Consider the following 23,634-nt stretch of genomic DNA (forward strand, 5'->3'; position numbering starts at 1 on the left):
CCGTATCGACGATTTTGGGGATCTCACATGCGCAAGACCACTCTGGTGGCCGGGGCCGCGGCCCTCGTGCTCACCCTGTCCGCCTGCGGCGGGGGCGACGACAGCGCCGCAGGCGGCGGCTCGGGCGAGGGCAACGGCGGTAACGGCGCTGCCGTCGGCAACCTGTTCAAGGACGCCGGAGCGCTGGCCGACGCCGCGTCACAGAGCACGTCCGCGAAGAAGAGCGCCAAGTTCGACATGACCATGGCGTTCGGCGGGCAGGAGATGACGGCCACGGGCGAGGGCGAGTTCGGCGACGAGCCCAAGATCTCCATGAAGATGTCGATGCCGGGCGGGGGTCAGCAGCTCGAGACCCGCATGATCGGCCAGACCGTCTACGTGAACATGGGCGGCAGCTGGATGAAGTCCAGCATGGACGAGCTCGGTCAGGGCGGCATGCAGAGCGCCGAGATGAACGACCCGACCAAGCTGCTCGAGTTCGCGCAGAAGGCCGGCGAGATCACCGACAGCGAGGAGACCACGCTGAACGGTGAGCCCACCACGCACTACACCATCGACCTCGACTTCCAGAAGCTCGCCGCGGAGGCCGGTCAGCTCACCGGCACCGACGGAAAGATGTTCGAGGGCATCGACGCCAAGGTGCCGATGGAGGTCTGGCTGAACAGCGACGAGCTGCCGGTCAAACTGACGATGGACATGAGCGAGATGATGAAGCAGGCCGCGGAGAAGGCAGGCGGCAACGCCTCGCAGATGGCCCAGGGCGGCATGACCATGGAGATGACCTACAGCGACTGGGGCACTCCGGTGACGGTCGAGGAGCCCCCGGCCGACCAGGTCCAGGAGATGCCGACGGGCGGCATGCCGAACTGACGCGCACCCGCTGATCCGCAGTACCCGACGAGCCCCGGGCTCCGCCTTCACGCGGGAGCCCGGGGCTTTCGTCCGTCCGCGACGTGCCGACCCCCGCACCCGTCCCGGTCCGGGCGCAGAACACGGGTTGCCGGGTGCCGAACACGCGGCCGGGGCTAGCCCATGTGCGGGTAACCGATCGACGTGGGCGCGTCGAACGTCTCCTTGACCGAACGCGGGCTCACCCACCGGACCAGGTTGAACATCGACCCGGCCTTGTCGTTCGTGCCCGAGGCGCGGCTGCCGCCGAACGGCTGCTGCCCGACGATCGATCCGGTGGGCTTGTCGTTGACGTAGAAGTTGCCCGCGGCGTGGCGAAGTGCGCGGTGTGCCGTGGTGATCGCCGCGCGGTCGTCGGCGAACACCGCGCCCGTCAGCCCGTAGGCGGCCGTCGTGTCGCACAGTTCGAGGACCCGCTCGTACTCGGCGTCGTCGTAGACGTACACGGCGATGATCGGGCCGAAGTACTCCTTCGACATCACCGGGTGCCGCGGATCCGTCGTGACCAGCACGGTCGGATCGACGAAGTAGCCCACCGAGTCGTCGCAGCCGCCGCCGACGAGCACCTCGAGCGCGGCGTCGCCGTCCACACTCGACAACAGCTCCCGGTGCTTGGCGAACGCCCTCGCGTCGATGACCGCGCCGCCGAAGTTCGACAGGTCGGCCACGTCGCCGTAGGTGACGCTGCGCGTCAGGTCGGCGACGCGGTCCCGCAGTCCGCCTTCCCACAGCGAGCGCGGGAGGTAGGCCCGCGACGCCGCGGAGCACTTCTGTCCCTGGTACTCGAACGCGCCGCGCACCAGGGCCGCCGCGACCTTGTCCGAGTCCGCGCTCGGGTGGGCGACGACGAAGTCCTTGCCCCCGGTCTCCCCGACGATCCGCGGGTAGCAGCCGTAGTTGTCGAGGTTGTCGCCGATCGTGCGCCACAGCTTCTTGAACGTCACCGTCGACCCGGTGAAGTGCAGGCCCGCGAACCCGGGATCCGACAGCGCCACCTCGCTGACGGCCTGTCCGTCCCCGGTGACCAGGTTGATCACGCCCGGCGGCAGGCCGGCGTCCTCGAAGGCCCGCATCGTGTAGTGCGCCGCCAGCTGCTGGGTCGGCGTCGGCTTCCACACGACCGTGTTGCCCATGAGGGCGGGCGCGCTCGGCAGGTTGCCCGCGATGGCGGTGAAGTTGAACGGTGTGATCGCGGTAACGAAGCCGTCCAACGGCCGGTACTCCATGCGGTTCCACACCCCGCGCACCGAGTTCGGCTGCTCGGCGAGGACGCGCCGGGCGTAGTGGACGTTGAACCGCAGGAAGTCGATCAGCTCGCAGGCCGCGTCGATCTCTGCCTGCTGGATGGACTTCGACTGCCCGAGCATGGTGGCGGCGTTGATCGTGGCGCGGTACGGGCCCGCCAGCAGGTCGGCGGCGCGCAGGAAGACGGCGGCGCGCTCGTCGAAGGGCAGCTCACTCCACTCTCGGGCGGCGTCCTTCGCCGCCGCAACCGCGTCGGCCACGTCCTCGCGGGTGGCCTGTGCGCTCACGCCGAGCACGTGGGCGTGGTCGTGCGGCTGCACCACGTCGAATCGGTCGCCGCCCGCCATCCGGCGTTTCCCGCCGATCGTCTGGGTCAGCTCTGCCTTCTCCCCTTCGAGTTCGGTCAGTCTGCGCTGCAGGCCCTCCCGCTCGGTACTGCCCGGTGCATACGTGTACACGGGTTCATTGGCCGGTACCGGCACCGATGTCACGGCGTCCATGGTGCTCATGACGCTCTCCTCTGCTGCCTTGTGGGCGGGTTCACATCTCTGGTGCCGATTCTGCCGCCGCACCGGGTCGTGAGGGGAGAACAACCGCCACATCCGTTCCGGTGCCGATGGCGCGCGACACCGGTGACCGGCGACGGGCGAGCGCGACACGGACTCACCGGGGCGCGCCACCCGCCGTCGTCACAGCAGTTCGAGGAAGAACGGCACCTCCTGCGGCGCGTACCAGGCGAGCTCGTGGTCCTCGGCCTCTCCCAGGACGAAGTCGGCGTCCAGGTCGCCCAGGTCGGCCCTGTCGATCGCGTCGGCGGCGGCGACGACGGCCTGCTCCGCCTCGACGGCGTCGACGTGAACCGCGGCGACGTCGTCCATCGTCACCGATCCGGCGACGCGCACCACGGCGCTGTCCAGGTCGGGCCGCTCGGTGACCTCGGAGTCCTCGATGTCGGCGGCGATCACCACGCGGCGCGGCGGCTCCTTCTCGTCGATCCCCGCGCCCGAGTCCTGCTCGGCGTCCTCGTGCGAGGCCAGCAACCGCAGCGACGCCCGTGCGGCGTCGAGCAACGCCGCGTACTCGAGCTCCTCGGACGACCCGCTGACGTACGCCTCGCGCAGCGCCGGGGTCAGCGAGAACGCCGTCCCGCGCACCGGGGTCAGCTGCCCTTCGGAGACGAGATGCCGCAGCATGCCGATCGTCGCGGGCACGTACACCCTCACCATTTGTTACCCCTCAGCTCTTCCAGCGACTCCTCGATCATGTCGGCGAGGACGTCGACGTCGTGCATGGCCTTCCGGTCACCGTTCAGTCCGAAGTAGACGTCACCCTGGTAGGAGGTGACGCCCACCGCGAGCGATTGATCACGCCCGAGTGGCAACACCGGGTAGATCGCCGACAACCGTTCCGTACCCGCGTAGAGCGGTTCCTGCGGGCCCGGCGTGTTGGCGATGAGCACGTTGAACCCGCGCCGCGGCACCGAACCGGCGACGCGTGCGGCGAGCGCGTTCATCGTCGCGGGTGCGAATCCTCCCATCCGCACCATCGTCCGTGCCGTGACCGGCCGGTCCGGACCGAACTGTTCGGCCATCTCGTGGGCGACGTGCTGCAGCCGCAGCATCGGGTCGGGCTCGCCGACCGGGAGGTCGATCAGGTACGGCACCAGTCTGCTGGTGGTCAGTTCCGCGGGCGAGAACTCGGCGTCCTCGTGCTGCACCGCCGTGGGCACGAGTGCCCGGACCGACGCCGTGGACTGCACATGGTGACCACGCGACTCCAACCACTTGCGAAGTGCCCCGGTCAGGACCGTGAAGACGACGTCGTTGACGGTGCAGTCACGGGCGGAGCGGATGCGCTTGAAGGCGTCCAGTTCGGTGCGCACCCCCGCGAACACCCGGCCGCCCGAGACCTTCGAGTTGAGCCGACGCGCGGGCGCGGTGCGGGCCGGCCCCGTGACCGACCGCGCGGCCGCGGCCAGCGCACCGGCACCCTGCGCGGTGCGCCCGACACTCGACACGACGTCCCGTGCCAGGAACCGCACGTTCTCGACCAGTTCCCCGGGCCGCGAGGCCGCATCGGTGACCGCATCGGCGACCAACCGGGGCCACCCCGGAAGACGCCGCGGCGTCCACTCGGTCTCCGCCTGCGTGCGGTCGGCCACGCCCTCGTCGAGCAGTACCTGGGCGAGGTCGACGGTGCGCGCGCCGTCGACGAGCACCTGGTGCGCCTTCGTCACCAGCGCGACGCGGTCGCCTTCGAGTCCCTCGATGTAGTACGCCTCCCACAGCGGCCGTTCCCGGTCGAGCGGACGCTGCATCACGCGAGCGAACAGGTCGAACAGCTGGTGATCGGTCCCCGGCGCAGGCAACGCCGAGCGGCGCACGTGGTAACCGAGATCGAAGTCGACGTCGTCGGCCCACACGGGTGGCGCGAGGTGGCCCGGTACCGGCAGCAACCGTTTGCGGTACCGCGGGAGATAGTCGAGCCGCTGCCCGATGACCCGCGTCGCGGTGTCGAAGTCGAGACCACCGCTGCGCCGCTCGAACACGGCCACGCTGCCGACGTGCATCGGCGTCGAGGGCTGTTCGCCGTACAGCAGGGCGGCGTCCAGCGCGGGGAGTCGGTCGGGCATGCCCCGATCCTGGCACAGAAGGCCCGCCCGGCACGTGGAACACTCACGGGCGTGACCGACCCGAACGCCGTTTCCCCGAAGGACCGGTTCCTCACCGTCTACGGCCGCAAGCCCGTCCTCGAAGCGCTCGCCGACCCGGAGCTCGAGGTCGACAAGGTGATTCTCGCCGACACGGTGCGCGGACCGGGCGCCTCGGAGATCCAGCGGGCCGCCGCCGACGCGGGCGTGACCGTGCAGCGTGCGAGTGCCCACCGGGTGAAGGTCCTCGCAGGCAACGGCAAGCAGGATCAGGGCGTGCTGGCGGACGTCGTGGCCCCGCGCATGCGTCCGCTCGCGCAGGCACTCGCCGACCGCAATCCACCCGCTCCCCTGTTGGTGCTCGACGGCATCACCACGCCCGCCAACGTGGGCATGATCCTGCGAACGGCCACCGCCGCCGGGTTGGGCGGCATCGTCGTCCCGCGGAAGGGTGTCGCGGCACTCGACCCGCTCGTGGTCAAGGCCTCGGCAGGGGTCGCGTTCCGCGCGCCCGTGCTGCGCAGCGCCACCGCGCTCGACGCGGCCGAACAGCTCACCGACGCCGGCTTCGCCGTGTACGCGCTCGGTTCCACGGACTCGACGTCGACCGGTACGGGGCAGGCGCAGTCGCTCTTCGGCGCGGAGCCACCCGCCCGGTCGGCGTTCGTGCTGGGAGGCGAAACCGACGGCGTCGACCCCGAGGTCGCGGGTTACGTGGCGAGCTGGCTGTCGATCCCCATGCCCGGGGACGTCGAATCGCTGAACGTCTCGGCGGCCGCCGCCGTGCTCTGTTTCGACCTGGTGCGCCGAGGCCACGCGGGCTGAGCGGGCGCCCGAGGCCGGTCGGCCCGCCGCCCGCACTCAGAACGGCACGCCGGACGGCGACTCCGGTGGCAGGTCGACCTCGAGGCCGGGGAACAACGCCGACAGTTCGGTGATCGTCTCCGGGACGGTGTCGTGCCGGACTCCGACCATGCCGGCCCCGACCGCGCCCCACACGTTGCCCGGCGCGTCGTCGACGAACACGCACGCCTCCAGCGGCAGGCCGAGCCTCTCGGCGGTGAGCAGGAAGATCTCGGGTTCGGGTTTCATCACGCCGACCTCGCCGGAGAACACGAGATCGTCGAATCGCCCGTGCAGCCTGCGCCGGACGGATCCACCCCCGGCCGCGTTGGACAGCAGCGCGGTCCGCACGCCGTGGTCACGCGCGATGTCCACGAATTCCAGTAGGTTCTCGCCGCCGTTGTCGGTGAGCACGCCCGCGTAGTCGAGCACGAGCCCGTTCAGCGTGCGGCCGTCGTTGTCCGCTCCGGTCACGCCTCCGAGCCTAACCCGGCCACGCCCTAACCGATCGCAGCGACGTTCGCGGACATTTTCTTCAAATACATCAAACCGGGCTTTTTCGGAATCCGCGAACACGTCACGAACCTCTATTCATTAGCGGGCCACGACGGGCCCGCAGGAATTGCGAAGAACCACTCGGAGGGGAAATGAGTACGACTACTCAGGCCGACCGGCCGCGCATTCAGCCACTCGGCGACTACGAACCGAACCGGCTCGCACCGGCTGATCGCGGGGTCGCTCGTTCGCTGCCCAACGCCGGATTTTCGGCCCTGTTGAGCGGAATACCGGATCAGCGCACCGGCAGCCGACCACGCAGGGACCTGTCGAAGAAACAGGTTGAACGCATACTCGGCGCGCTGTTGGAAGTCCACAGCGGACTGCGGGCGGTCACGCAGCTGACTCCGTGGCTGTCGCCGGAATTGGCCACACGAATGCGGGACGACAAACCGCACAATCGGCCGCGATACCGGTTGCAGTCCGCGCATCTGTGCCGGACGTCCGATGATTCCCTGGAAGTGGCCGCGACCACGTATGCGCGGTCGCGGACGCTGGCCGTGACGGCACGCTTCGAGCGCCGCGCCGGGCAATGGCGGTGCACGCAGTTCGCGGTCCTCGACCCGCGGGCGGCCTGACGCACCGGCCTCGGCGGAGTCGGCGAGACCCGCGCCGAAACACGAGCGGGGCCTGCCGGGAGTCGTTCCCGACAGGCCCCGCTCGAGGCGCACATCACCGAGGTTCTGCCGCCCGCGCCCGACGCAGGCCGACCGTAGTTCTCACTTGTTGGCCGACTTCTTGTTCTTCTTGGCTTCCTGCCGTGCGGCGGCGCGACGCTCGCGGCGACTGCCGCCCGCCCCGCTGTTCTTCTGCTTCGCCGCCTCGGTGCCACGTGCCTCGACGCCGCCGTCCTCGGACGGCCCGGAGTAGGTCAGCGCCTGCGGAGCCGCACCGTCGAGACCCTTGCCCTGCAGGGCTGCGGGTGCCGCGGGTTCGGCCGTGGGCTGCGGCGGGGCCGGCTTGGCGTGCCTGCCGGACCGCGACGCGCCGCCCTGCTGTGCACCGCCGGCCTGGTTCGAGCCACCCTGGTTCGATGTGGCCCCGGAGACCGGGGCCTCGGCCGCTGCGGGCGCCTCGGCCTGCGGCTGCTGCGCCTCCACCTGGAGGTTGAACAGGAAGCCGACCGTCTCCTCCTTGAGGGATTCGAGCATGCCCGAGAACATGTCGTAGCCCTCGCGCTGGTATTCGATGAGCGGATCGCGCTGCGCCATGGCGCGCAGGCCGATGCCCTCCTTGAGGTAGTCCATCTCGTAGAGGTGCTCGCGCCACTTGCGGTCCAGCACCGACAGCACGACGCGCCGCTCGAGCTCGCGCATCGCGCCCTCGCCGACGGTCGTCTCGAGTTCGGCCTCCCTGGCCTCGTACGCGGCGGTGGCGTCCTCGAGCAGCAGTTCCTGCAGCCGTTCCGGGCTGAGGTCCTCGTCCTCCTCGACCAGCTGCTCCCAGTCGAGCGACACCGGGTACAGGGTCTTGAGCGCGGTCCACAGCTGTTCGAAGTCCCAGTCCTCGGCGTAGCCCTCGGAGGTGGCGCTCTTGACGTACTCGGCGACGACGTCGCGGAGCATGTTCTGCACCTGGTCGCGCAGGTCCTCACCCTCGAGCACGCGACGACGCTCGGCGTAGATCACCTTGCGCTGCTGGTTCAGCACCTCGTCGTACTTGAGGACGTTCTTGCGGATCTCCATGTTCTGCTGCTCGACCTGCGTCTGAGCGCTCTTGATGGCCTTGGTGACCATCTTGTGCTCGATCGGCACGTCCTCGGGCAGGTTGAGCCGGTTCATCACGTTCTCGACCATCGCGGCGTTGAACCGCCGCATGAGCTCGTCGCCCAGCGAGAGGTAGAACCGTGACAGACCCGGGTCACCCTGCCGGCCGGAACGGCCGCGGAGCTGGTTGTCGATCCGCCGCGACTCGTGCCGCTCGGTACCCAGGACGTACAGGCCACCCGCCTCGCGCACGGCGTCCGCCTCGGACTTCACGCTCGCGGTGACCTCTTCGAGCACCTTCGGCCATGCGGCCTCGTACTCCTCGGAGTGCTCCACCGGGTCGAGTCCCCGTTCACGCAGGGTCTCGTCGGCGATGATGTCCGGGTTGCCGCCGAGCACGATGTCGGTACCACGGCCCGCCATGTTCGTCGCGACCGTGACCGCGCCGCGCTGGCCGGCCTTGGCGATGATGAGCGCCTCGCGGTGGTGCTGCTTGGCGTTCAGCACCTCGTGGGGAACGTTGAGCTTGAGCAGCAGTTTCGACAGGTGCTCGGACTTCTCGACGCTCGTCGTGCCGACCAGCACCGGCTGGCCCTTCTCGTGCCGCTCGGCGATGTCCTCGGCGACCGCCTCGAACTTGGCCTGCTCGGACTTGTAGATCAGGTCCGACTCGTCGGCACGGACCATCGGCCGGTTGGTCGGGATCTGCACGACGCCGAGCTTGTAGGTCTGGTGGAACTCCGCCGCCTCGGTCTCGGCGGTACCGGTCATGCCGGAGAGCTTCTCGTAGAGGCGGAAGTAGTTCTGCAGCGTGATCGAGGCGAGCGTCTGGTTCTCGGCCTTGATCTCGACGCCTTCTTTGGCCTCGATCGCCTGGTGCATGCCCTCGTTGAAGCGCCTGCCCGCAAGGACACGGCCGGTGAACTCGTCCACGATGATGACCTCACCGCTACGGACGATGTACTCCTTGTCCTTGTTGTAGAGCTCCTTCGCCTTCAGAGCGTTGTTGAGGAACCCGACCAGCGGCGTGTTGGCCGCTTCGTAGAGGTTGTCGATGCCGAGCTGGTCCTCGACGAACTCGACGCCCGCCTCGGTGACACCGACCGCGCGCTTGCGCTCGTCGACCTCGTAGTGGACGTCCTTCTGCATCAGCGGCGCCATGCGCGCGAACTCGACGTACCAGCGCGAGGACTGGTCGGCGGGCCCGGAGATGATCAGCGGCGTCCGCGCCTCGTCGATCAGGATCGAGTCGACCTCGTCGACGATGGCGAAGTTGTGACCGCGCTGCACGCAGTCCTCGAGGCTCCACGCCATGTTGTCGCGCAGGTAGTCGAAGCCGAACTCGTTGTTCGTGCCGTACGTGACGTCGCAGTCGTAGGCTTCCTTGCGCTGCGACGGGGGCATGTCGGCGACGATCGACCCCACGGTCACGCCGAGGAAGCGGTGCACCCGGCCCATCCACTCGGCGTCACGTTTCGCCAGGTAGTCGTTGGTCGTGACGATGTGGACGCCCTTGCCGGAGACGGCGTTGAGGTAGACGGCCATGACCGACGTCAGCGTCTTGCCCTCACCGGTCTTCATCTCGGCGACCTGTCCGAGGTGCAGCGCGGCACCACCCATGAGCTGGACGTCGTAGGGCCGCTGGCCCAGCACCCGGTGGGCGCCCTCGCGCGCCACGGCGAACGCCTCCGGCAGCAGGTCGTCGAGCGACTCGCCGTCCTCCTGGTGCCGCTTGCGGAACTCATCCGTCTTGGCGGCCAGCTCGGCGTCGGAGAGGCCTGTGACGTCGTCTTCGAGGGTGTTGATGTGCTGAGCGATACGGCTGAGCCGCTTCACCATCTTGCCCTCGCCCGCACGGAGCAGGCGGTTCAGAAGCATCCGGGTCGACCTCGCTAGTTGGTTCGGTTTCTCGTGCGCCACCCCGGCCCGCGCCTGGGCAGCCGAGTCCGCCACGCGGCGGCCGGCGTTTCGCACACACCCGCGACCACGCAGCACTGCCCATCGTAGGGAATGCGCAGGCCCGTGCGCACACGGCTCGGCGTGCGAACACCCCCGGTGCGACGAAAGTCCCCTCCGAGCCTCACGCGGGCCTCACAGCCGCCTCACGCGGTGCGCGCACGGCCGGCCACCGGACCCCTGTTCGCACACAGCGGTGGCCCGCGCACACCTGGTGCACGCGGGCCACCGCGGGCGCACACGCCCGGCGGGTCAGCCCAGCCGGATCACGCCGTAGTCGAATCCCTTCCTGCGGTAGACGACGCTCGGCTTGCCGGCGTCGGCGTCGTTGAACAAATAGAAGTCGTGCCCGACGAGTTCCATCTCCGAGAGGGCCTCGTCGACCGTCATCGGTGCGGACGAGTGCTGCTTCTCGCGCACGATGCGACCGGGCTCGTGGTCGTCACCCGAGTCACCGCGGTCGCCGACCGTCATGTCCTCGAAACCGTCGTCGAGCCGCTGGGACGGCAGTCTGATGGCGCCGTCCGCGCTGACGGTGTCCGCTGCCGACGACATGGCGCGACCGTTGACGGCCCCGGTCTCCGTGGGGGCCTCCATGACAGCGGTCGCGGTGCCGCCGGACCCTCCGTCGGACCCGCCCGCGGTGGCCTCCGCGACGGATTCCGGAACGCGCCGTCCGTAATGCACCTTTCTGCGATCGTGCGCGCGACGCATCCGGTTTTCGAGCTTACTCACCGCGGCGTCGAGCGCTGCGTAGAAATCGCCCGCGCTCGCTTCCGCCCGCATGGCAGGTCCCTTGCCCCGACCCGTGATTTCCACACGCTGGCAGTTCTTGGATTGGCGCCGATTGCGCTCGTGGAAAAGCTCCACCTCGTAGCGGATGACTTTGCGGTCGTATCGTTCGAGCCGGTCCAGCTTCTCACTCACGTGCTGCCGGTAGTGCTCCGGGACCTCCACGTTGCGGCCCTTGACGACGATATCCATACGCGACCTCCCTCGCAGAAAGCGAGTCCATTGCGGCGAACACCGGCACCGGGGAGAAATCGATCATGTGCCATTCATCGGGCAGACTGATCAATTTCGGGGATTTCAGCTTTCCGCCGGCGCCAGGGACATTTACTGGCCACCTCCCTGTTGCCGGGAATTGCTGTTAGCGGTGCACATTAGCCCGGTTCCGCCTCGGAGAGAAGCCCCCGGTGCGGGGGACGTCGGACGGTGAGTCGTGGTCACGTTCCGAAGCCGCGAACCGGCATGCAACCCCTCGTCGGGACTCGATCGGAGCAACATCGGGATGAACGGAACCCGACCGGCACACAACGAGCGCGTGAGCGCCTGGCGGACGGTGACGGGCCGGTTGCTCATACCGGGACAACGAACAGCCGCCGGACGCAGTTCCAAGCCACCCGTTCGAGCGAGGCCCGTGCGGTGAGCGGTGGCGGCAGCTCGCGGTCAGGCGGCCGTCAGGGTGAGCGCGGACCGTGGCTCGAGCCCGGCCTGCTGCAGCGCGGCCCGACCTGCGGCAAGGGTCGCGCCGGTGGTCACGACGTCGTCGAGCAGCACCACGGGCACTCCGGGCGGCGGCGCCCCCGCGGGTGCGATGCGTAGCCTGCCCGCGAGGTTCGCGCTGCGCTGGGTGCGGTCGAGGCCGACGGCGTCCCGCGCGCCCGCGTCCAGTCGCAGCGCGGGTGCCACCGCGGCGGGCGTACCCGCCTCGCTCAGCGCCGCCGCGCACGCCCGGGCGAGCGCGAGCACGTGCGAACCGCCGCGAGCCCTGGCGGCACTCGGCCGGGAGGGAACCGGGACCAGCCACCAGGTTCCCGCCGCGTCGCGCCTCGCCGCCGGCAGCCGCGGCACGGCGGCGGCCAGTGCCCTTCCCAACGGGCGCGTCAGACCGCGTCTGCCGCGTTCCTTGTGCGCCACGACGAGCGTTCTGGCGACGTCGGCGTGACGTGCGAGGGCGTAGGTCGGCTCGTCCGGCCCGCCCACCGCGACCGACCACGGCTCGCCGAAGGCCGCCAGACACGACCGGCAGCACGCCCGGCCGGGCGCGTCACAGCCCGCGCAGTGTTCCGGCAACACCAGGTCCAGCAGTGCGGCGGCACCTGCGGCCATCCCCAGTTTCGTCACGTCCGACAGCATCCCGTCCGACCCCGACATTCTCCGAGCCGGCGGTTCCGGCGGTCGCCGCGGTGCCGGCGGACGTCAGCCGGGATAGAACGGCACGGCCGAGGAACCGCGCTGGTCGTGCGGGCGCCACACGTCGCCGAGGTCGCTCGCCGTCCACAGCCCTGTCGCGTCGGCGACCACCGTGGGCCTGCCGGGCGCTGCGGTGATCCCGCGCATGGGCGCGATGAGGTTCGAGCTGTTGAACTGATCGATCCGTAGCCCGTCGAGCGGCACGCGCACGACCGGACTCGACTCCGACTGTGTGGCGACCGCCAGGGCGTCCTGCCCCGTCCAGTCCAGCGCGACCGCGTCGTCGAGCTCGTCACCCTGCAGCACCCGCGGCGCACGCAGGGCCACCGAGGCGCGACTGTCGTCGTCTCGCACCACCGCCGCGACGACGACCTTGCCGCCGATGACCATCGCCGCGCGGGTGCCGTCCCGCGACAACCGCAGGGCGTCGATGTTGCCGATCGGGTTGATCTCGGACGAGTTGACCGACTGTGTCACCCACCGGCCCTCGGCGTCGGTGACGACCTGCACCACGCGGTCCCCGCCGACGACCGTCCACACCTCGCGCGACTGTTCGCTGCGGGAGGTCGCGGGCACCCACGTCGGCCGCGTCATGCTGCTGGCGTCCAGGTCCACGGCCTGGCCCTGCTCGCCGTACGGCCCGACCCGCAGCCGCACGCCCTGCCGTGCCCGTTCGACGACCGCCAACTGGTCGCCGCCGAGCGACTGGGCCGCGCTCCGCACGTTCCGTCTCGACCCGGCGGGTCCTGGGATCGGCTGGCCGTTGCCGAGGGACAACACCCGGCCGTCGGCGACCATGAGTCCGGGAAGGTCGGAACTCGGCGTCGCCGCGGCCTGGTAGGACGGCAGTTCACCGGGCCGCCAGTCGCGGTGGCCCTGCACCAGTGCGCTGCCGTTGGACAGCAGCCGGACCCGGCTCGTCGTCACCGTCTGCAGTGACCGCACGACCTGGGCCGCGATGAGTTCCTTGTCGTGGCCGCTGCGGTCGGCGACGCCGGTGAGCGGCACGGCCAGTGCGCCGTCCCGGGTGGTCGTCACATTCGTTTCGAGCGAGGCGTTCTCGCCCAGCGGGTTGCGCACCGCCCCGGTCAGTCCGTCCGACGGGCCCGCCAGCAGCAGGTCGACGACCCGGGCGGGCAGCCCGGACTGCGGACTGGCCACGACGTAGCGCAGATCGGGCACCAGCACGTTCGACTCCGGTGCGAAGAAGTAGACCGGCACACGGAAGTAGGTCTCGTCGAAGTCCGACATCGTGACCAGCACGCTCTGCGGCGGGTCCACGATGCGCCACTCGCCGTTCTCCTTGCGCAGGCGCACGTTCTGCTCGACGGCGTCGTCGGCGGGGATGAAGGAGCTGTCGGCCGCCAACCTGCCGACGTGCCCGCCGCGGACCGTGACGATCTGTTCGTCCGGCGCCTTCGACGCGGTCGCACCGTCCGAGGCCGCACCGTCCGGCACGGTGGGCGAGGGCCCCGTCGCCGACCCCGTCTCCTGCGCGGGTGTGGCCGGGGGTGCCTGCTCCGCGCCCGCGTCGTCACCCGGGGATCCGGTCCGGGTCTCGTCGCCGTTGCCGCGCTCGTCCCGGCGTTCGCCGGGTTCGCTGTCGGGACTGCTCGTGGCGGGCGCCCGCGACCCGTCCGCGGCGGCGAAGACGGTGCTGAACTCGTCCTCGATCACGGCGACCGACTGGTCGGGCTGCCACTCCTTGCGGGCCCGCTGCGACAGATAGGCGCGGGCGGCCGCGTAGTCGCTGGCGGGCTCGGCGCTGGCCTCCACGAACTCCCGCACGACCGACAGCGGGTCCAGTCCCGGCGCGGGTTCGGGTACGGCCTCGGTCTGCTGTCCCCGCTGCTGCTGGGGCAGCGCCTCGGGCTGCGATTCGGCCGGGATCGCGGCGCAGCCGCTCGCCACCAGGGCGGCCAGCCCCAGTGCGGCCCACGCACGCATCCGACGGAGGCGCGTAGGGCCGCGCGAATGCTGTGTCGTCACACCGTCTCCCCTGGTTGCACGTCGGGCCGGACGTCGCGGTCACCGTCGACGCCTGCGGTCGGGCCCACGTCCTCGGGCGGCAAGGGCAGCGGGTTCGCGGCGTACGATCCGCCGACCTTGCGCGGAAGCGTGAGGCGGAAGCACGACCCGCGGTCCGGCTCGCCCCACGCGTCGAGTGTGCCACCGTGCAGGCGCGCGTCCTCCTGGCTGATCGCCAGACCCAGTCCCGTGCCACCGGTCCGCCGGTTCCGCGACGGGTCGGCGCGCCAGAAGCGGTTGAACACGAGCTCGGACTCGCCGGGACGCAGGCCGATGCCCTGGTCGCGGATCGTGATCGCCACGGCCCCGGGCCACTCGTCCGCTGCACCGGACGTTCCACCGGGGACGGCGCCGGACGTGCCGTCGGCCACTGGGGTGGCCACGCCCGCGTGCTCGCCCGCGGCCTCCCCGACCGGCGGCGTTTCCCGCTCCGTGGAGGCGAGGCGCACGTGCACCGGCCTGCCCTCACCGTGGTCGAGGGCGTTGGCCAGCAGGTTCCGCAGGATGCGTTCGATACGCCGGGCGTCCACCTCGGCCTCGACCGGCCCGTCCGGCAGGTCGACCTCGATGGCGCTGCCCATCGACTCCGCGAGTCCGCTCACCTGTTCCACGGCGCGCTCGACGATCGGCCGGACGTCGGCGACCTCCGACGACAGCTCCTCGACACCGGCATCGAGCCGGGAGATCTCCAGCAGGTCGGCCAGCAGCTGTTCGAACCGGTCGAGCTCGTCGGTCAGCAGCTCGGTCGACCGGGCCAACCCCGCTGGGAACTGCTCGCGCGAGGCGTGCAGCACATCGGCGGCCATGCGGACCGTGGTCAGCGGCGTCCGCAGCTCGTGCGAGACGTCCGAGGTGAACCGCCGCTGCAGTTCGCCGAACTCCTCGAGCTGCCGGATCTGCCGCTGGATGCTGGCCGCCATCTCGTTGTAGGCGACGGCCAGTTTCGCCAGATCGTCCTCACCGACGACTTCGAGCCTGCGGTCCAGCTCACCGTGTGCGAACTGCTCCGCCGCACCCGCAGCCCGCCGCACGGGCTGGACGACCTGCCGCACGACGATGTTGGTGATGCCGGCCAACAGTGCCAGGAGCGCGAAGCTGCCCACGACCAGCGTGTTCTGCACCGTCGCGACCGTGTTCTGCTCCGAGGTGAGCGGGAACAGCAGGTAGACCTGCAACGGCCGGGTGGTCGTCGTGATCGGGGCGCCGATCGCGAGGTAGGTCGTGCCGTCGGCGGTGTGGAACTCCTTGGCGGGCGTGTTGTTCTCGACGAACCCGCGCAACCGGCCCGAGACCTTGTCGTACGGCCCCGCGAACACCGTGCGACTCGCGGGCCGCTCCGGATCCCCCGCGGCGAGCACCGGTTCGAACGTGCCCGCGGCCGAACTGGCCGCGTCCTGCGCCGCGACCGAACTGGTGGTGATCCGGTTGACCGCGTTCGTGAGCCGTTCGCGCAGGGCGTCATCCTGACCCGCGTCGCCGACGAGCTCACTCTCGACCGTGCGCACCACCGCGTCGAGCTGCGCGGTCGCCGCCTCCTCCTTGGTGGTCATGAGCCGGTCGGTGATCTGGTTCTGCAGCACCATGCCGAGCACGAACACGACCGCGGCCGACATCGCCAACGTCGACACCGTGACGCGGAACTGCAACGAATGGCGCCACAGCTCGCCGAACGCGGTGCTCTTCCGCCGCCCGAACGCCGCGACGCGGCGGGCCAGCCCCAGCAGCAGTCCGCCGAGGCCGCTCAGGCGATCTCTCATGAGCCGATTATGGTGGGCCCGCCTTGTAGCCCACACCGCGCACGGTCAGCACGACCTCGGGGTGTTCAGGGTCGCGCTCCACCTTCGACCGCAGGCGCTGCACGTGGACGTTGACGAGCCGCGTGTCCGCCGCGTGCCGGTAGCCCCACACCTGCTCGAGCAGCACCTCGCGGGTGAACACCTGCCTCGGCTTGCGGGCCAGCGCCACGAGCAGGTCGAACTCCAGCGGGGTCAGCGAGATCGGTTCTCCCCCGCGGGTCACCTGGTGGCCGGGAACGTCGATGGTGAGGTCCCCGATGACCAGCGACTCGGCGGGCTCGCCGTCGTTGTGACGCAGCCGGGCGCGCACGCGCGCGACGAGTTCCTTCGGCTTGAACGGCTTGACGACGTAGTCGTCGGCGCCGGATTCGAGGCCCAGCACGATGTCGACCGTGTCGCTCTTGGCCGTGAGCATGACGACCGGGACACCCGATTCGGCCCGGATGGCCTTGCAGACGTCGATGCCGTTCATCCCCGGCAGCATGAGGTCGAGCAGCACCAGGTCGGGCTTCATCTCGCGGAACGCCGACAGCGCGCGGGAACCGTCGGAGACCACCGCGGTCTCGAAGCCCTCGCCGCGCAGCACGATGGTCAGCATCTCCGCGAGAGCGGGGTCGTCGTCGACGACCAGCACACGTGCCTTCATGGCCCACATATTCGCACTGCGCTCACCGGCGACTGCGGGAGACCCTGGTTCGGCGTGTCCGAGTCGGTCGACAACTGGTCCGAACGGAGTAACGGTATGAACCACAGGGGTGTCGGACGATTACTCGCGCGAGCGGCTGCGCGAGCGTTGATAAGGTGATAACTCACATCTACCGCTAAAGGGGCGATTCTCGCCGATACAGGAGTTACTGTTGCGTTATGCGGAACTCCGACGCTGCCTCCCCCGCCGCCCGGAACTCTCACGGCATTCCGCAGGGCATCGGCGGTCCTGCCGGGGCCGGCCTCACGCCCGAACCCGCCCCGGAGCACGGTCCGGCCGAGGATACCGCGGAGCGCGCTACGGCCGACGAACCGAGGAGTCCGGTGCAGTCCGTCGACCGCGCGGTGAGCATCCTCGAGCACCTCGCCAAGGACGGCGAGGCGGGCATCACCGAGATCGCCGACGAACTGGGCGTGCACAAGTCCACCGCGTCGCGACTCGTATCCGCCCTGGAGATGCGTAATCTCGTCGAGCAGGTCAGCGACCGCGGCAAGTACCAGATCGGGCTGGGGATCGTCCGGCTCGCCGGCGCCGCGACCGGCCGGATGGACCTGGCGAAGCTGGGCAACCAGACCTGTCAGGGGCTCGCCGACTCGCTCGGCGAGACGGTCAACATCGCGGTCGCCGACGGCGGCATCGCGATCAACATCAGCCAGGCCGTCGGGTCGGCGTCGATCACGGCACAGAACTGGACGGGCAGGCGCACACCGCTGCACGCCACGTCCAGCGGCAAGGTGCTGCTGGCGTACATGCCGCCCGCGCAGCGGCGCGAGATGCTTCGCGACCGGCTCGAGGAGTACACGCCCCGCACCACGACCGCCCCCGACGAGCTGACCGCCGAGCTCAGCCGTATCGCCGACGACGGTTTCGCCGCGTGCTTCGAGGAGTTCGAGCTCGGGTTGCACGCCGTGGCGGTGCCGATCCACGGCGACGGCGGCTCGGTCATCGCGGCGATGAGCGCCTCCGGCCCGTCGTACCGGCTGTCCCGCCAGCGCATCCGGCAGATCATCGGCCCGATGCGCGACGCGGCGATGGAGCTGTCGGGCCAGCTCGGCCACTTCCCGACGTGACACGCCGCGCCTCCTCGGCCCGGCACCGTCACGGGTCGGGCGCGGGCCACCGCTGACGACAGTGGTGGCCCGCGCCTGCCGGACTCAGCAGAATCCCGAGGGGACCTTCTCGCGCTCCCGCTGCGCGCCGAACTCCGCAGGCTGGCACGTGGTTTCGAGCACCGACATCCACAGGTCGCCGTCGGGGTCGACCTGGTTCCGGCGGCTGGTCATCAACGACAACGGCACGTGCACGAAACGCCGTCGCCATCGCGCGACCGCGACCTCCGTCCGGCCCGCCATGGCCGCGTGCGCCGCGGCATGGGCCAGCCGCAGGCAGTAGACGCTGTCGTAGGCGTTCGCGACGACGCTGCGGATGGCGTAGCTCGGGTCGATGTAGCGCATCGTGGGGGCGAGGCCGACCGCGGTCAGGTGGTCGGTGATGCGCTCCTTCAGCAGATCGTCGATCTTGCCGAGCTTGACGTTTCCGGACGCGTCGGTCGCCTTGCCGTTCCGATGCGCCAGGTCGGGCTCCTCGAGCAGCTCCTGTCCCGCCCCTTCGGCGAGCACGATGACGACGTAGCCCTTCTTCCGCACGTGTTGCTCGACGTAGGCCAGCAGCCCGTCCGGCCCGTCGAGCGTGAACGGGATCTCCGGGATCAGGACGATGTCGGCACCGTTGGCCGCCAGGGCGGCGTAGGCGGCGATGAACCCCGAATGTCGGCCCATCAGTTTCACGAGTCCGACACCGTTCGGGCTGGCCGCGGCCTCGACCGACACCGACGAGATGAAGTCCATCGCGCTGGCGAACGCGCTCTGGAACCCGAAGGACTGATCGGTGAAGGGCAGGTCGTTGTCGATCGTCTTCGGCACACCGATGACGGAGATGTCGAGCCCGCGTGCCTCGATCGCCTTGCTGAGACACGTCGCTGCCCGCATACCGCCGTCGCCGCCGATGACGAACAGGACGTCGACGCCGTGTTCGACGAGGCTGTCGACCATCTCGTCGGGGTCCTGGTTGCCGCGCGAGCTGCCCAGGATCGTGCCGCCTGCATTGTGGATGTCGCGGACGTGGTCCGGGGTCAGCTCGACCGTGTCCTCGCGGTACTCGGACGTCAGGCCGCGCAGGCCGTTCCGGAACCCGAGAATGCGCTTCACCTTGTAGTGCACGGCGAGTTCCTGCACGAGCCCACGGATGACGTTGTTGAGCCCCGGGCACAGTCCGCCGCACGTGAGGATTCCGGCGGTGACCGAGGAGGGGTCGAAGTAGATCTTCTTGCGGGGACCCGCGCCCTCGAAACTCGGGACCTGTTCGGGAGGAACGTCGTGCCCGGCCAGCATGGACACGGTGTCCTCGAGCAGGACGCGGTCGCCCTCCGCGACGTAGTGCGGAGAGGTCTGTTTCGTCGTGAGCATCTCGGAGAGCGGCGAATCATAACGACACTCGCCGAGATGACGAACGCGGAGGTCGTCCAGATACAGCGTCACCGGAGCTCCCTGGTCGTAGTCGAGTATGGCGTCCACGTCGCGGCGGGTTCAGCAGCGGAACCGATGCGATCTACCCCGCGGCCTCGTCGAACGTCGTGTGTGCGATGCGGCGAATCTGGTTCCGCGAGATCAGCAGCGACTCGGCGGTCGTCCCGCCCACGTGGGTCTGTGGCCGCCCGAGAAGGTTGCCGCCGCTGACGCCCGTGGCGACGAAGAAGGCGTCGCCCGCCACGAGCTCGTCGCAGCTGTAGATGCGGTCGAGCGACATCCCGGCCGCGCGGATGGCGTCCGTCTCCTCGTCACGCTGAGGAGCCAGGCGACCCAGCATGCCCCCGCCCAGAGCGCCGACCGCCGCAGCCGTCATGACCCCTTCGGGGGTGCCGCCGACACCAAGGAGCAGGTCGACGTCGAGCGTCGGCAGGAGTACCGCCAGGCTGCCCCCGACGTCACCGCCCGCCGGCGTCTGAACCGACGCACCGGCCTGCACCACACGCTCGATGAGCTTCTTGTGCCGCGGCTTGTCCATGATCATGACACGCAGGTCGTCGACCTGTTTGCCGAGAGCCTTGGCGACCTTGATCAGGGTCTGCTCCGGCGGGTCGTCGAGATCGATGCTGTGTTTCGCCTCCGGCGGCACCACGATCTTGTCCATGTAGAACCCGGGCCCCGGCGACCACAGGGTCCCGCGCTGTCCGAAGGCGATCGTGGCGAGCGCGCCGGGAAGGTCCTTCGCGCAGAACGACGTGCCCTCGAGCGGATCGACGGCGATGTCGAACTCGGGGCCGGATCCGTTACCCACGACCTCGCCGTTGAACAGCATCGGGGCGTCGTCCTTCTCACCCTCCCCGATCACGACCGTCCCTCGCCCGGGCGCGGCGGCCAGCGCCTCCCGCATGGCCCGGGTGGCCGCGGCGTCGGCCGCGTCCTGGTCGTAACGGCCGACCCACTCGTAGCTGGCGATCGCGGCACTCCGGGTCGCCTCGAGCGCCACGGCCTCCAGCGCATGGATATCGCCACGATTCACCGGTGCGATCTCATCTTGAGACTGCATCATGGTCTCCTGTTCGGTGCGGGTGGAGTCAGCACATCGAGATCGCGAGTTCTCGCGATCGACCGAGCACGCGGACCCGCCGAACGGACCGCACGTGCGTGTTTTCGAAAGATCGATGAATCGTGGCGATACCGGCGCTCACGCTCACTCGAGATTCGCGTGGAGGCGCCACAGTTCACGCGCCTGCGTCCCGCTGGTCTTCCACAGAGCGTGGAACAGCGCGTCGGTGATCAGCAGTACGGACTGCTCGAAGAGGCTGCCCCCGTACTGGACGGAGGCGTTCCCGTCGAAGTCCTGCTTGTCCGCCGCAGGCACCACGAGCACCTCGGTCGCGGCCCTCGCGAGCGCCGATTCGGGAGCCGTGGTCAGTGCGATCACCTCGGCACCCTGCTCACGAGCGGTTTCCGCCGCTCGGACCACGCGCTTCGTCCCCCCGGAACCCGAGGCCGCGACCAGCACGTCGTTCGGCCCGATGGCCGGGGCGGTGGTCTCGCCGACGACGTGCGTGGCCAGCCCGAGGTGCATGAACCGCATCGCGGCCATCTGCAGGGCCAGTCCGCTCCGTCCGGTCCCGATGGTGAACACAGCAGGTGCTTCGAGCAACAGGGCACCCGCCCGAATCCACGCCGCGGACTGCACCGCGCCGCTCACCCTGTCCACCTCACCGACGACAGCACGTGTCGCGTCCGAGAAAAGAGCGTCATCAAGCTTCTTCGGCATCGACTTCGTCAACGGAATTTCCCTCCACTTTCGGAACCGGGCGACATTCACCGGGAACTTGCCCGATATGGATTACGAACCACCGGCAAGAACCGTCGACCGGACGGCCAAGAAAGCCACAACAATGGTCTGCCACCGACTCGACGGGCGGCAAGGTTCACGGCATTTACAGCCACTATCGCCTGATTTGGATAACGAATACTGCCCGCGAGTCCCGCGACGGGCCCCGCCGGCCTCAGCTCGAACGCGCCGACTGCAGGCTGCGGCGCGCCGCCTCGACCACGGCCTCTGCCGTGATGCCGAACTCACTGAACAGCGTCTTGAAGTCGGCCGAGGCGCCGAAGTGTTCCAACGACACGATCTCGCCCGCGTCCCCGGCGAAGCGGTGCCACGGCTGCGCGATTCCGGCCTCGACGACCACCCTGGCACGCACCGACGGAGGCAGGACCCGCTCCCGGTAGGACCGGTCCTGGCGATCGAACCACTCCACACACGGCATCGACACGACCCGCGTGGGCACGCCGCCGGCCTCGAGCACGTCCCTGGCTTCGACCGCCAGTTGCACCTCGGATCCGGTGCCGACGAGCACCACCTCGGGACTGCCGGAGGACGCCTCGGCCAGTACGTAACCGCCGCGGACGACACCCTCGGCCGACGTCCCTTCGAGGGTCGGCACGTTCTGCCTGGTCAGCGCCAGCCCTGCCGGGCCGCCGGTGTCCTCGAGCACGGCCTTCCAGGCATGCGCGGTCTCGTTCGCGTCGGCCGGCCGCACCATCGACAGGCCGGGAATGGCCCGCAGCGAGGCCAACTGCTCCACGGGCTGGTGGGTCGGGCCGTCCTCGCCGAGACCGATCGAATCGTGCGTCCACACGTAGACGACCGGCAGCCGCATGAGCGCAGCCAGCCGGACCGCGGGGCGCATGTAGTCGCTGAAGATCAGGAAGGTACCGCCGTACGGACGGGTTCCGCCGTGCAGCGCGATTCCGTTGAGGATCGAACCCATCGCGTGCTCACGGATGCCGAAGTGCAGCGTACGGCCGTAGGGCTGTGCCTTCCACGCGTTCGTGGAGATCTCGGCCGGGCCGAACGAGTCCGCACCCTTGATCGTGGTGTTGTTGCTCTCCGCCAGGTCCGCGGAACCGCCCCACAGCTCCGGCAGCACGTCGCCGAGCTTCGCCAGCACCGCGGCCGATGCCTTGCGCGTGGCGACACCCTGCTCGTCCGGCTCCCACACCGGGAGCTCGTCGGCCCACCCGGCGGGCAGCTCGCGCGAGCGGAGGCGGTCCAGCAGCGCCTTGCGCTCGGGATTGCTCCGTGCCCAGGCGTCGAACTCGAGCTGCCACTTCTCGTGGTCGGCCCTCGCCCGCGCGGCCACCTCACGGGTGTGACGCAGGACGTCGTCGTCGACCTGGAAGGTCCGCTCCGGATCGAAGCCGACCGTGCGCTTCAGGCCCGCCAACTCCTCGCCGCCCAGCGCCGCACCGTGCGCCTTGCCGGAGTTCATCTTGGTCGGTGCCGGATACCCGATCACGGTGCGCAGCACGATCAGGGTCGGCCGGGTGGTCTCCAGCTTGGCCTGTTCCACCGCGTGCAGGAATCCGGTGACGTCCTCACCGCCGTGCACCGTGAGTACCTGCCAGCCGTAGGCCTCGTAACGCTTGGCGGTGTCCTCGGACAGCGCGATGTGCGTGTCGTCCTCGATCGAGATCTCGTTGCTGTCGTAGATCACCGTGAGGTTGCCCAGCTGCTGGGTTCCGGCCAGTGACGACGCCTCGGACGTGACGCCCTCCTCGATGTCGCCGTCGGAGGCGATCACGTAGACTTGATGGTCGAAGACGCTCGTGCCCTGTTCGGCATCGGGATCGAACAGCCCGCGCTCGCGGCGGGAGGCCATGGCCATGCCGACCGCGTTGGCCAGCCCCTGACCGAGCGGGCCGGTGGTGGTCTCCACGCCCGTGGTGTGGCCGTACTCGGGGTGTCCCGGCGTCAGCGAATCCCACGTGCGCAACGCCTTCAGGTCGTCGAGTTCGAGGCCGTAGCCGGAGAGGAACAGCTGAATGTACAGGGTGAGGCTCGAATGCCCGGCCGACAGTACGAACCGGTCCCGGCCGATCCACTCCGCGTCGTCGGGGTCGTGCCGCATGACCCGCTGGAACAACGCGTACGCGACGGGGGCGAGGCTCATCGCCGTGCCGGGGTGCCCGCTCCCGCACTGCTCGACCGCGTCCGCCGCCAGCACCCGAGCCGTCTCCACCGCGCGCTGGTCCAGCTCTGTCCAGTCGTCGGGGATCCGCTTGGTGGTCAAGCGAACAACCTCGTCAGCTGATTGGGTCACCCGGTGGTCCGAGACCGACTCGTTTGCTGCCATCGAAACGCACTCCTGTTGATTTCGTTTTTTCTTGATTTCCACGGAAGCGGGCGGCAGGCGTGGACTCCGCCACGCGATCGTTTCCGGAGAATCTCGTCCCACCGATCGAACGGAAGCGAGCGGTCGGTTCTCGCGACATCGGCGGATCAGTTCCACGGCCCGATCGCCACGAGACTTCCGGCTCGGCGACCAAGCGCGTTCACCGGAAGGTCGTGGCGTCGGGCCTGTCGTGGGGGGGTGTGCTGTGGGCACACGCGGCCTGAAAAAAAAGGGGGGGGTTGGGTCAGGCGGTGGCGCGCTTGCGGAGTTCGCGGGCGGCCACGCCCGGGTCCGGAGCGTTGTAGATCGCCCCACCGGCCACCGCCACC

The 23,634-nt window shown here is 69.6% G+C and carries 18 protein-coding genes; 4 read left to right on the forward strand and 14 right to left on the reverse strand.

Features of this window, described 5'->3' with window-relative positions; all coding sequences use genetic code 11:
* Nucleotides 1-27: 27 nt before the first annotated feature.
* Nucleotides 28-870: an SCO4651 family lipoprotein gene (locus FHS23_RS16215; protein ID WP_183655892.1), complete on the forward strand. Its 843-nt coding sequence runs from the start codon at nucleotides 28-30 to the stop codon at nucleotides 868-870.
* A 155-nt stretch (nucleotides 871-1,025) separates the two neighbouring features.
* Here the strand turns inward: FHS23_RS16215 and pruA are convergent, their stop codons facing one another.
* The 3 genes from pruA to FHS23_RS16230 all read right to left on the reverse strand — a co-directional run bounded on the left by pruA (nucleotide 1,026) and on the right by FHS23_RS16230 (nucleotide 4,786).
* The gene (gene pruA, locus FHS23_RS16220) at nucleotides 1,026-2,654 is read right to left on the reverse strand and encodes an L-glutamate gamma-semialdehyde dehydrogenase (RefSeq protein ID WP_183656230.1); all 1,629 of its coding nucleotides are present in this window, start codon (nucleotides 2,652-2,654) and stop codon (nucleotides 1,026-1,028) included.
* Between the two features lie 189 nt (nucleotides 2,655-2,843).
* Complete coding sequence (locus FHS23_RS16225) at nucleotides 2,844-3,377, reverse strand: DUF6912 family protein (RefSeq protein ID WP_183656233.1); 534 nt, start codon at nucleotides 3,375-3,377, stop codon at nucleotides 2,844-2,846.
* Nucleotides 3,374-4,786, reverse strand: coding sequence for a wax ester/triacylglycerol synthase family O-acyltransferase (locus tag FHS23_RS16230; protein ID WP_183655895.1), 1,413 nt, complete (start codon nucleotides 4,784-4,786; stop codon nucleotides 3,374-3,376). The genes FHS23_RS16225 and FHS23_RS16230 overlap by 4 nt, the downstream gene beginning before the upstream one ends.
* Before the next feature lie 51 nt (nucleotides 4,787-4,837).
* Here FHS23_RS16230 and FHS23_RS16235 point away from each other — a divergent pair, with 51 nt between their 5' ends.
* Nucleotides 4,838-5,629, forward strand: a complete 792-nt coding sequence (locus FHS23_RS16235) for a TrmH family RNA methyltransferase (RefSeq protein ID WP_183655898.1) — start codon at nucleotides 4,838-4,840, stop codon at nucleotides 5,627-5,629.
* Between the two features lie 36 nt (nucleotides 5,630-5,665).
* Here the strand turns inward: FHS23_RS16235 and FHS23_RS16240 are convergent, their stop codons facing one another.
* Nucleotides 5,666-6,121, reverse strand: a complete 456-nt coding sequence (locus tag FHS23_RS16240) for an HAD-IA family hydrolase (protein WP_343053995.1) — start codon at nucleotides 6,119-6,121, stop codon at nucleotides 5,666-5,668.
* A 173-nt stretch (nucleotides 6,122-6,294) separates the two neighbouring features.
* Between FHS23_RS16240 and FHS23_RS16245 the strand changes: the two genes are divergently transcribed.
* Entirely contained in the window at nucleotides 6,295-6,780 is a 486-nt protein-coding gene (locus tag FHS23_RS16245; protein ID WP_183655901.1) for an Rv3235 family protein, read from the forward strand.
* Nucleotides 6,781-6,921: 141 nt separating this feature from the next.
* Here FHS23_RS16245 and secA read toward each other — a convergent pair whose 3' ends face one another.
* From secA to mtrA, 6 genes are all read right to left on the reverse strand, one after another.
* The gene (gene secA, locus FHS23_RS16250) at nucleotides 6,922-9,786 is read right to left on the reverse strand and encodes a preprotein translocase subunit SecA (protein WP_183655914.1); all 2,865 of its coding nucleotides are present in this window, start codon (nucleotides 9,784-9,786) and stop codon (nucleotides 6,922-6,924) included.
* Nucleotides 9,787-10,116: 330 nt separating this feature from the next.
* Nucleotides 10,117-10,848: a ribosome hibernation-promoting factor, HPF/YfiA family gene (gene hpf, locus FHS23_RS16255; protein WP_183655918.1), complete on the reverse strand. Its 732-nt coding sequence runs from the start codon at nucleotides 10,846-10,848 to the stop codon at nucleotides 10,117-10,119.
* A 465-nt stretch (nucleotides 10,849-11,313) separates the two neighbouring features.
* On the reverse strand, nucleotides 11,314-11,991 hold the full coding sequence (locus tag FHS23_RS16260) for a ComF family protein (RefSeq protein ID WP_343053996.1): 678 nt from the start codon (nucleotides 11,989-11,991) through the stop codon (nucleotides 11,314-11,316).
* A gap of 75 nt (nucleotides 11,992-12,066) precedes the next feature.
* The gene (locus tag FHS23_RS16265) at nucleotides 12,067-14,007 is read right to left on the reverse strand and encodes an LpqB family beta-propeller domain-containing protein (protein WP_246382361.1); all 1,941 of its coding nucleotides are present in this window, start codon (nucleotides 14,005-14,007) and stop codon (nucleotides 12,067-12,069) included.
* A 38-nt stretch (nucleotides 14,008-14,045) separates the two neighbouring features.
* Entirely contained in the window at nucleotides 14,046-15,845 is a 1,800-nt protein-coding gene (locus FHS23_RS16270; protein WP_183655921.1) for a sensor histidine kinase, read from the reverse strand.
* Nucleotides 15,846-15,852: 7 nt separating this feature from the next.
* A complete protein-coding gene (mtrA, locus tag FHS23_RS16275) occupies nucleotides 15,853-16,530 on the reverse strand; it encodes an MtrAB system response regulator MtrA (protein WP_221219550.1) in 678 nt (225 codons plus the stop codon).
* A 383-nt stretch (nucleotides 16,531-16,913) separates the two neighbouring features.
* On the opposite strand from mtrA, the gene FHS23_RS16280 reads away from it, so the two are divergent.
* Nucleotides 16,914-17,660 (forward strand): IclR family transcriptional regulator, encoded by a 747-nt coding sequence (locus tag FHS23_RS16280; protein ID WP_343054008.1) that lies wholly within the window; start codon nucleotides 16,914-16,916, stop codon nucleotides 17,658-17,660.
* Nucleotides 17,661-17,744: 84 nt separating this feature from the next.
* Here FHS23_RS16280 and FHS23_RS16285 read toward each other — a convergent pair whose 3' ends face one another.
* The 4 genes from FHS23_RS16285 to tkt form a co-directional block, all read right to left on the reverse strand.
* Nucleotides 17,745-19,127 carry an ATP-dependent 6-phosphofructokinase gene (locus FHS23_RS16285; RefSeq protein ID WP_183656243.1) on the reverse strand — a complete coding sequence of 461 codons (1,383 nt, stop codon included), beginning with the start codon at nucleotides 19,125-19,127 and terminating at the stop codon, nucleotides 17,745-17,747.
* A gap of 70 nt (nucleotides 19,128-19,197) precedes the next feature.
* On the reverse strand, nucleotides 19,198-20,178 hold the full coding sequence (glpX, locus tag FHS23_RS16290; protein ID WP_183655929.1) for a class II fructose-bisphosphatase: 981 nt from the start codon (nucleotides 20,176-20,178) through the stop codon (nucleotides 19,198-19,200).
* A gap of 144 nt (nucleotides 20,179-20,322) precedes the next feature.
* On the reverse strand, nucleotides 20,323-20,898 hold the full coding sequence (gene hxlB, locus FHS23_RS16295) for a 6-phospho-3-hexuloisomerase (RefSeq protein ID WP_183656245.1): 576 nt from the start codon (nucleotides 20,896-20,898) through the stop codon (nucleotides 20,323-20,325).
* A gap of 235 nt (nucleotides 20,899-21,133) precedes the next feature.
* Nucleotides 21,134-23,266: a transketolase gene (tkt, locus tag FHS23_RS16300; RefSeq protein WP_183655932.1), complete on the reverse strand. Its 2,133-nt coding sequence runs from the start codon at nucleotides 23,264-23,266 to the stop codon at nucleotides 21,134-21,136.
* Between the last annotated feature and the right edge of the window lie 368 nt (nucleotides 23,267-23,634).

This window comes from Prauserella isguenensis (assembly GCF_014191605.1).
GTDB classification, from domain to species: Bacteria; Actinomycetota; Actinomycetes; order Mycobacteriales; family Pseudonocardiaceae; genus Prauserella; species Prauserella isguenensis.